The sequence below is a fragment of the Microbacterium umsixpiens genome (genome assembly GCF_053543675.1).
Genome location: NZ_JBLVOH010000081.1, coordinates 1 through 8,628 on the forward strand (window position 1 = coordinate 1; position 8,628 = coordinate 8,628).

Here is an 8,628-nt window from a genome sequence, read left to right on the forward strand (position 1 = left end):
GACCCCGGCGGGATCGGGGCGGCAGAGCTCACGGCTCTGCTGCGCGAACTCGCACCGGGCGCGGTCGGCGCGTCGATCACGGTGTTCGACCCCGACCTCGATCCCGACGGACGCTATGCCCGCCTGCTGGTCGAGATCCTGGCCGAAGGCCTCGGCGACCTGGGCAGCCGCGTGCAGCGGCCCTGACCACCCACCGGGCGCGCGGTCAGACCTGCGGCTCCACCACCTGCTCGAGCGTGACCCGCACACGCGAAATCCGACGTCGATCGAGCTCCGCCACCTGGATCGTCGCGCCCGGCACCTCGACCGTGTCGCCGACGACGGCGAGTCGCCCCAGCTGCTCCGTCACGAAGCCGGCGATGGTGTCGGACGAGCCGCGCGGCATCGCCAGGCCTGTGGCCTCCTCGAAGTCCTGCAGGTTGAGTCGCCCGTCGAGTCCGTCCTCTGCGGAGATGAACACCTCGGCGTCATACTCGTCGAAGATCTCGCCGACCACCTCCTCCACGAGGTCTTCCAGGGTGACGAGGCCGTCGGTGCCGCCGTACTCGTCGACGACGACGGCGATGTGGTGCCCTTCCGCACGCATCCGGGTCAGGGTCGGCAGCACGCGCGCGGACGAGGGGATGTACGGGATCTCGCGCATGAGCGCGCGCAGCGGCCGCGTCGGATCGTCGGACGCGGCCTCGAACAGATCACGGACGTGCACGAACCCGGTGATGTCGTCGATCGAGGTATCGGAGACGGGGTAGCGCGAGAACGGAAGATCACGCACCTGCGTCATCACCTCGCCGACGCTCGCGGCCTCGTCGAGGGCGACGACCTCCGGGCGCGGGCGCATGACCTCGCTGACCTGCCGCCCCCGCAGGGAGAGCACGTCGTCGAGGATGCGTCGCTCGTCATCCGGCAGCCCCTGATGGCTGGCCACGATGTCGCGCACCTCCTCATCGGTCATCTCGTCACTCGTCTTGTGCGGGTCTCCACCGAGCAGCCGGACGAGGGCGTTCGTCGACACCGAGAGCAGCCAGATCACCGGGCGCATGACCGTCGCGAACCCGTTGAGTGCGGGCGCGACCGCGTAGGCGAACTGCGCGTTGCGCTGGATCGCGAGGCGCTTGGGCACGAGCTCTCCGAGCACGAGCGACAGGTAGGCGATCACGAGCGTGAGCACGAGTGTCGCGACCGTGAGGGCGAGAGCCGGCGCCAGCCCCCACGACTCGAGCACGGGCGCCAGGGACGGGGCGATCGATGTCGCACCGTACGCCGCCGAGGCGAACCCGGCGACGGTCACACCGATCTGCACCGCCGAGAGGAAGGTGTTGGGGTTGCGGGCGAGGGCCGCGACCTTCGCCCCGCGGCGCCCGCGCTGGCCGATCGCGTTGATCTGGCTCTCGCGCAGCGTGACCAGCGCCATCTCCGTGGCAGCGAAGACACCGCCGATCAGCACGAACGCGAAGACGAGGGCGATGTTCCAGAGGAGGTCGCCCATCAGCGGGCCGCCTCCTCTGTGGTGGGGTGAGCGCCCGGGATGAACCGGGCGCTCGTACTGTCGGAGTCCGAAGAGTCAGAACAGCGCTGCGCGCTCAAGAGTGCTCCTTCTGGGTGATGGTGGGGGTGGTGTCGGTGGGCGTGGTGACGGCATCCGGGGCGCGACGGGTCTTGATGAGACTCGCCGCCGTGGCCACCGCGATGGTCAGGCCGATGAACAGCAGCGAGAACCAGATCGGGATCTCGGGTGCCCACTCGACGCCCTGACCGCCGTTGATGAACGGCAGCTCGTTGACGTGCAGCGCGTGCAGGACGAGCTTGACCCCGATGAACCCGAGGATGACCGCGAGCCCCTGGGCCAGGTAGACGAGCCGCTCGAGCAGTCCGCCGATGAGGAAGTAGAGCTGTCGGAGGCCCATGAGCGCGAAGGCGTTGGCGGTGAAGACGATGTACGCCTGGTCGGTGAGACCGTAGATCGCGGGGATCGAGTCGACGGCGAACACCAGGTCGATGAACCCGATCGCGATGATCGTGAGCAGCATCGGCGTGACGAAGCGCTTGCCGTTCTTGACGACGGTCAGCTTGTCGCGGTGGTACTCGTCGCTGACGGGCAGGTGTCGACGGACGAACGTTATGAAGCGCCCGTTCGCGGGGTTGCTCTCGTGGTTGCTGAACGCCTGACGGTAGGCGAGCACGAGGAGCAGTGCGCCGAACAGGTAGAAAATCCACGAGAAGTTCTCGATGAGCGTCGCGCCGACGGCGATGAAGATGCCGCGCAGGATCAGCGCGATCACGATGCCGATCATCAGCACCTTCTGCTGATAGATCTTCGGCACGGCGAAGCCGGTCATCACGATGAGGAAGACGAACAGGTTGTCGATCGACAGTGCCTTCTCGGTCAGATAGCCGGCGAAGTACTCACCGCCGAACGTCCAGCCGGAGAAGGCGCCGATGCCGACGCCGAACAGCAGCGCGAGGCTGATGTAGAAGATCGACCAGCGGGCCGACTCCGCGATCGTCGGCTCGTGAGGCGTGCGCACGTGCGCGAAGAACTCATAGACGAAGAAGGCGATCGTGACCGCGATCGTGATGATCCAGATCAGGGGGGTGATGTCCAAACGGGCTCCAGACTTCGGGGTACGACTGCACCGCCAAAGTCTTCTCCATTCCTGAACAGGAACCGGTGGCCCGGGATGCGACGTGCATCCGTAATGACGACCCGACCGTATCGGAGTACTCCCCTTGGGACCTCCAGGCTAGAAGACGACCCTTTGCGATTCCTGTGGGTTCGCCTGGAATGCCGGCGCCGGTGGGCTCAGTCCTCGTCGATGATGTCCACACCCGCGACTTCGGCACGGTCGATCGTCGCGGGGAGCACGTCGTCGAAGAGCGTGACGAGCACTGCTCGGGTCTGGACCGCATCGCGCGCGTTGATCGCTTCGCGCATGGCGACGGTGAAGGCCTCGATCTTGTCCCACTCGAAAGCGTCCCGCGAGTGCTCGCCGAAGCGCCGGATCTGCGGTCCGAGACGTTCGATGATGACCGCTCGCGCAGCGTTGCCCTCGATGCGGGCGAAGCCGGTGGCGATGGCGCGCAGCGCAGTCCCGAAGCCCGTCACGTCACGTGACTTCACCGACCGCGACATGTCGTCGGCGAGATCCGTGAGGTACGCGACGTCGTCATCCTGGATCACCGGCATGACGTGGCGTACGGAGCCGATCCAGATGTCGCCGAAGAGGTCGACGGCGTTGCGGACCCGATCGAGGTCGATCGGCGCGACTCGCGTGTAGCGGTTGCGCTGCATCTCGACCAGGCCGTGATCGGCCAAGCGGTCCAGCGCGTGGCGGATCGGCGTCTTCGAGGTGCCGAGCCGCTCGGCGAGCTCGTAGTCCCGCAGACGCTCACCGGGGCGCAGCTCGCCGCTGATGATCGCTTCCTGCAACCGGGCGTATGCCTCGTCACTCATGGATCTGCGCTCGAGGGGTCCACCTGAGAGTGCCAATTTTCCTCCACTCGAACGGAAAGCGACGTAGAGCCTGAAGTTCTACCTACCATGCAATGTATCGCATCCCAGAGGCCGACGACCGTGGAAACCGCCGTGAGGGCGCCAGGCCGGGGTGCAGAAGCCTTCCGGTCGCAGCGGCTCCCACAGCGACAGGTCATCTCCGGCCAGGTGCCGATGTCAATCCGGGGCATCGACGACAGAGCATGACGCGCGGATCATCCCCTCGTCGATCCCTTCGTCGACCCAGCCCACGCGGTGGCTTCGTCAGTTAGTCTACGATGTAGATCTACGAAGGGGAATCATGAGCGACACACGATTGCGGTTGAACTGCATCCGGCGATCCTTCGGCGAGCGTGCGGTGCTCTCCGGCGTCGATCTCGTCCTGCCCGCGGGTGAGATCCTCGGCCTCCTCGGCCCCAACGGCGCAGGCAAGTCCACGCTGATCGCCATCGCCAACGGGTCGCTGGCGCCCGATTCCGGGTCGGTCACCGTCGACGGCATCGACCTCGCCTCCCGCCGAGAGACCGCCGCCTCCCTGATCGGCAGCGCGCCGCAACGACTCGGCATCTACCCCTCACTCACGGTGCGCGAGAACGTCGAGGGATTCGCTCGTCTTCACGGCGTGCGCGGGCGGGGGCTGCGCGCACGATGCGCGGCGGTGATCGAGGGACTGGGGCTCACCAAGAGCACCGGCGTCCGCGGCGAACAGCTCAGCGGCGGCCAGCAGCGCCGACTGCACCTCGCGATGGCGCTCACCCACAGCCCGCGCCTGTTGTTCCTCGACGAGCCGACCGTCGGCGCCGACGTGGAGTCGCGCCAGCAGATCCTCGACCTGGTGCGCCGCATCGCCGACGACGGAGCGTCCGTGCTCTACACCACCCACTACCTCACCGAGCTCGAGCAGCTCCCGTCACGACTCACTCTCCTGCACGACGGCGTGCTGCGAGATCTCGGAGACGTCAGCGAGGTGGTGAGGTCGCAGGGCGACGGCGTGCGCGTGCGCCTGCAGACGAATGCTCAGCCGCCGGCCGGCTGGGTGCGCAAGGGCGACTGGCTCGTGAGCGGATCGACGGGAACCAGCGCGGGTGAGCAGCTCGCCGACCTGATCGCCCGCCTCGGCGAAAGCGCGAGCGCGATCATCGATGTGCAGTTCCCTCGCCCCACTCTCGAGAGCGCGTACGTGCGCGTGCTCCGCGAGCGGGAGACACCGGCACTCGACGACGCGGAGGTGCACGGTGTTGCGGCATAGTCTCGCGGTCGCAGCGATCGACGCACGGATCCTGTGGCGCGACCCGTCTCCGGTCGTGGTCATGACGGTGATCCCGCTCGTGTTCGTCCCGTTCTTCGTCCCCGGTGCGCGGGGGCAGCTGGCCACCGCGGGCTACGCCTCGGCGGCCGGAGTCGAGTACGCCGTCCCCGGCCTGGCCGTGCTGTTCGCCCTCCTCTGCGTCCAGCATGTCGTCACGGCGTTCTTCCGCGATCAGCAGTGGGGCACGTGGGACCGGCTGCGGACATCACCGGCCCGCGGCGTCGACCTCCTCCTCGGTAAGTCACTGACGGCATTCGCCGCGCAGCTGCTGCAGTTCGTCGCGGTGCTCCTCGGCGGCGCGCTCCTCTTCGGATACCGCCCCAACGGCTCCGTACTCGGACTGGTCCTGGTGCTCGTGGCGTTCTCGGCGGCGATGATCGGCTTCGGACTGCTCCTGGTGTCGGCATCCCGATCCCTCGAGCTCGCACTGGTCATCGGCAACGTGCTCGCCATGCTCATGGCGGGGATCGGCGGCGCGTTCGGGCCGGTCGAGTCGCTGCCGACCTGGATGCAGACCATCGCTCCGGCGTCGCCCGCATACTGGGCACTGCAGGCCATGCGGTCGCTCACCCTGGATCATGCTGGAGCGCTCGACACGCTCGGCCCGTCGATGGCACTCTTCGGCTTCGCTGCGGGCTTCGCCCTGCTCGCCGTCGCACTGCTCGCCCTGCGCAGGCGGAAAGGAATCTCATGATGACACCTCGACCGGAGCGGATCTCCCGCGCCGACGTACTGTCGGCAGCGCTCGAGTTGATCGACGCCGACGGTCTGGATCAGCTCACCATGCGCCGCCTGGGCACCGCGCTCGGGGCGGACCCGATGACCGCCTATCGGCACTTCGCCGGGAAGTCGGACCTCGCCGCCGCGCTCGCCGACGAGTTCTGGACAGGACTCTCGCTTCCCTCCACCTCCGGGGTGCCCGATTGGCGCGCCTACGCACACGAACTGATGCGGGCCATCCGCACCGAGCTCGCCGCGCATTCCGGACTCATCCCGATCGTCGCGACGCACCCGATCACCTCCCCCGCGGCGCTCGCCGTGGCCGACGAGGCCATCGGCATCCTGCTCGACCTCGGGGCTCCGGTCGATCCGGCCCTCGGCGACCTCGTCAACGTGCTCGTGATGATCACCGTCGCCTCGGCGATGGGAGAGTTCAGCGCTCCCGCGGGGTCGGAGTCCACCGCTGCGGAGACGACCGAGGCCGAGGGCGAGCACGACGACACCGAGGCAGCACTGCTGTCGCAGCTGCCCCACCTCGGCCGGATCATCGCCGCGGGGTGGGCCCCGTCGGCCGAACGGCAGTTCGAGGCGGGCATCGGCGCCATCCTGCACGGCTGGCCGTTCGCCCTCCCCCCGACATCGTGAGGGCGGCCTCGACCGCGTGGCGGATGGCATTCGCACGCATCCGTGGGAATCCCCTGAGCAGCGTCTCGCTGATCCTGCTGATGGCGATCAGCTCCGCCACCGCCGGCGCGGGTGTCGCCACCCTCGTCTCGACGATCGGGGCGACGGAGCGGCTCTTCGCGCTCGCGGAAGCGCCGGACGCCGTGCAGATGCACGTCGGTCCGCTGGAGACCTCATCGCTGGATTCCTTCGCCGCGACGCACCAGGACATCGTCGACGACCACCAGGTGCAGGATGCGCTCCAGCTCGACAACCAGGACCTTCGGATGCACGGGATGACGGACGCCGCGCGCGACGGCGTGATGGACCTCCTGCTGGTCACCCAGAGCCCTCGATTCGACTTCCTGCTCGGACCCGACGGCACGCCGACCAACGTCCGCGACGGCGAGATCGCCGTGCCCGGCTACTACGCCGACGCCTACGACCTCGCGCGCGGTGACACGGTCGAGATCACCGTGCAGGGTGACGTGCAGACGTTCACGGTCGCCGACACCGTCAGCGACGCCCAGATGGGGCCGAGTCTGGTCAACTCGAAGCGGTTCGTGGTGTCCGAAGGGGATTGGAACGACCTTGCCGAACGGCTCCCCGTGGAGCACATCCTCACCTTCCGCCTGGTCGACGACGCAGGAGATCGATTCACGGAGGCCTACCGTCTGGCCGGACTCCCGGCCAACGGTGCTGCCGTCGACGGGAGCCTGCTGCGTCTGATCGCCGCGCTGACCGACGGTCTGGTCGCCATCCTCACCATCCTGGTGAGCATCGTCCTGCTCGCCATCACGCTGCTGTGTCTGCGGATCATGGTCCTCACCGCCCTCGAACAGGACGCCCGTCGGATCGGTGTGATGCGGGCGATCGGCTTCTCGCACCGCGAGGTCTCTTCGACCCTGCTCCTCGGATACGCCGTGCAGTCGGGTGTCGCGGTGCTGGTCGCCCTGCTCCTGGTCTTCCCTGCATCCGCGCTTCTGCGGGGCGGCGACGTCGTCCTTTCGAGCGGGCACGGCAGCACCGGGACGATCGTTATGCTGCTGGCCGTCGTGGTCGCGTCCGCGATCCCGACCGCGCTCGCGGCGCACCTGCTGCGCCGGGTGCGCCGCATCAGCCCGTTGCTCGCTCTGACCAGGCCCGGGGTGTCGGCGCAGACCCGAGGTCGTCCGCGTGCACTGCGTTGGGATCTTCCGATTCCGGTCAGCATCCGCCTCGCCGTCCGCGGACTCACCACCCGAGGCACCACCGCCGTGCTGCTGATCATCATGGTCGGCTTCGCGGTCGTGCTGGCGGCCCTGCCCCAGCGTGTGACCCAGACGATCGCGGCACCCGACTTCGTCACCACCATGGGCGTCGGCCAGAGCGACCTCCGTGCGTTCGTCCGCGAGGGCGCGGAGGCCGGCGCGGGCGACGCGCTCGAGCGGTCTCTGCGCGATGACCCGGACATCGCCCGGTTCGCGAAGGCCACCAGTTTCCGGGTCGCGCTCATCGCCGCGGCGCGCACCGATGACGTCGCTCTGGAAGTGGGCGACACCTCGACCTTCCCCCTCGCCTATGCGCGTGGCGAAGCGCCCGCAGGGCCCGGGGAGCTCGCGCTGTCGACTCTCGCCGCGCAGAACGCGGGGGTGGAGGTCGGACAGTCCGTCGAGGTGGACTCGGCCGGTTCGACCCATCGGTACCGCATCACGGGCGTCTATCACGACATCACCAACGGTGGCCGATCGGGCAAAGCCGTCGAGCTGCCCGGCGATCAGGGCATCCCCCTGTGGCAGACGTTCATGGTCGACCTCCGAGACGGCGTCGATCAGGGCGCGAAAGCCTCGGCGCTCGCGCTCGATCACCCCGCGGCGACGTTCACCGAGCTCGACAGGTTCGTCCACTACACGCTGGGCGACACGGTCGAGCGTCTGAAGACGGCGTCGATGATCGCCTGGGCAGCCGCTGCCGTGGTGATGCTCTTGGTGTTCGCTCTCCGGGGGCGGCTCGAGGCGACTCGCGACGAGTCCGATCTGCGTCTGCTGCGGCTCCTCGGATGGTCTCGCGGCGGGCTGCGCACGATCCCCCTGTTCCGGGCGGTGGGTGTCGCCGGGGCCGGTCTTCTCCTCGGGTGGGTCGCGACGGAGTCGCTCGGGCCCGGCGTGCTCGGTGCCACCCTCTCCTCGTTCGGCGGAGGCGCCACCGACCTCGTCGCAGCCAACGGCTTGAGCCTGATCACCGGCCCCGTGGTGGCGGCCGCCGCCGTGGTCGGCGCCCTCATAGCCTCCGCCCACAGCCCCGCACTCCTCAACGAAAGCTGACCGACATGCAACGATCGCCCTCACTCATCACGGCGCGCGCAGTCATCCGACGCTTCGAGTCGGCCGCGGGCGACCTCGCGACCGTGCTCGACGGAATCGACCTCGACGTCGCCGAAGGCGACTATCTGGCCCTCACGGGTCCC

At 68.4% G+C, this 8,628-nt stretch carries 7 protein-coding genes and 1 pseudogene; 5 read left to right on the forward strand and 3 right to left on the reverse strand.

Features of this window, described 5'->3' with window-relative positions; translation table 11 throughout:
* Window positions 1-186: pseudogene (locus tag ACNPM4_RS08395) on the forward strand (arginase family protein); the annotation flags it as partial.
* 19 nt (window positions 187-205) lie between these two features.
* On the opposite strand, the gene ACNPM4_RS08400 reads toward ACNPM4_RS08395, so the two are convergent.
* The 3 genes from ACNPM4_RS08400 to ACNPM4_RS08410 all read right to left on the reverse strand — a co-directional run bounded on the left by ACNPM4_RS08400 (window position 206) and on the right by ACNPM4_RS08410 (window position 3,451).
* Window positions 206-1,486 (reverse strand): hemolysin family protein, encoded by a 1,281-nt coding sequence (locus ACNPM4_RS08400; RefSeq protein WP_448985383.1) that lies wholly within the window; start codon window positions 1,484-1,486, stop codon window positions 206-208.
* Between the two features lie 94 nt (window positions 1,487-1,580).
* The gene (locus tag ACNPM4_RS08405; protein ID WP_448985384.1) at window positions 1,581-2,603 is read right to left on the reverse strand and encodes a TerC family protein; all 1,023 of its coding nucleotides are present in this window, start codon (window positions 2,601-2,603) and stop codon (window positions 1,581-1,583) included.
* Window positions 2,604-2,800: 197 nt separating this feature from the next.
* On the reverse strand, window positions 2,801-3,451 hold the full coding sequence (locus ACNPM4_RS08410; protein ID WP_029273773.1) for a GntR family transcriptional regulator: 651 nt from the start codon (window positions 3,449-3,451) through the stop codon (window positions 2,801-2,803).
* A 340-nt stretch (window positions 3,452-3,791) separates the two neighbouring features.
* Between ACNPM4_RS08410 and ACNPM4_RS08415 the strand changes: the two genes are divergently transcribed.
* The 4 genes from ACNPM4_RS08415 to ACNPM4_RS08430 are packed head-to-tail and all read left to right on the forward strand — an operon-like array spanning window position 3,792 to window position 8,485.
* The gene (locus tag ACNPM4_RS08415) at window positions 3,792-4,739 is read left to right on the forward strand and encodes an ABC transporter ATP-binding protein (protein WP_448985385.1); all 948 of its coding nucleotides are present in this window, start codon (window positions 3,792-3,794) and stop codon (window positions 4,737-4,739) included.
* A complete protein-coding gene (locus ACNPM4_RS08420; protein WP_448985386.1) occupies window positions 4,726-5,493 on the forward strand; it encodes an ABC transporter permease in 768 nt (255 codons plus the stop codon). Before ACNPM4_RS08415 ends, ACNPM4_RS08420 begins: the two co-directional genes overlap by 14 nt.
* Window positions 5,490-6,164 (forward strand): TetR/AcrR family transcriptional regulator, encoded by a 675-nt coding sequence (locus ACNPM4_RS08425; RefSeq protein ID WP_448985387.1) that lies wholly within the window; start codon window positions 5,490-5,492, stop codon window positions 6,162-6,164. Before ACNPM4_RS08420 ends, ACNPM4_RS08425 begins: the two co-directional genes overlap by 4 nt.
* A gap of 23 nt (window positions 6,165-6,187) precedes the next feature.
* Window positions 6,188-8,485, forward strand: a complete 2,298-nt coding sequence (locus ACNPM4_RS08430) for an FtsX-like permease family protein (protein ID WP_448985388.1) — start codon at window positions 6,188-6,190, stop codon at window positions 8,483-8,485.
* The last annotated feature ends 143 nt before the right edge of the window (window positions 8,486-8,628 follow it).

Coding starts and splice junctions, on each gene's coding strand:
- ACNPM4_RS08410 (WP_029273773.1), bottom strand. CDS start 3,451: ATGAGTGACGAGGCATACGCCCGGTTGCAGGAAGCGATCATCAGCGGC.
- ACNPM4_RS08425 (WP_448985387.1), top strand. CDS start 5,490: ATGATGACACCTCGACCGGAGCGGATCTCCCGCGCCGACGTACTGTCG.
- ACNPM4_RS08430 (WP_448985388.1), top strand. CDS start 6,188: ATGGCATTCGCACGCATCCGTGGGAATCCCCTGAGCAGCGTCTCGCTG.
- ACNPM4_RS08400 (WP_448985383.1), bottom strand. CDS start 1,486: ATGGGCGACCTCCTCTGGAACATCGCCCTCGTCTTCGCGTTCGTGCTG.
- ACNPM4_RS08415 (WP_448985385.1), top strand. CDS start 3,792: ATGAGCGACACACGATTGCGGTTGAACTGCATCCGGCGATCCTTCGGC.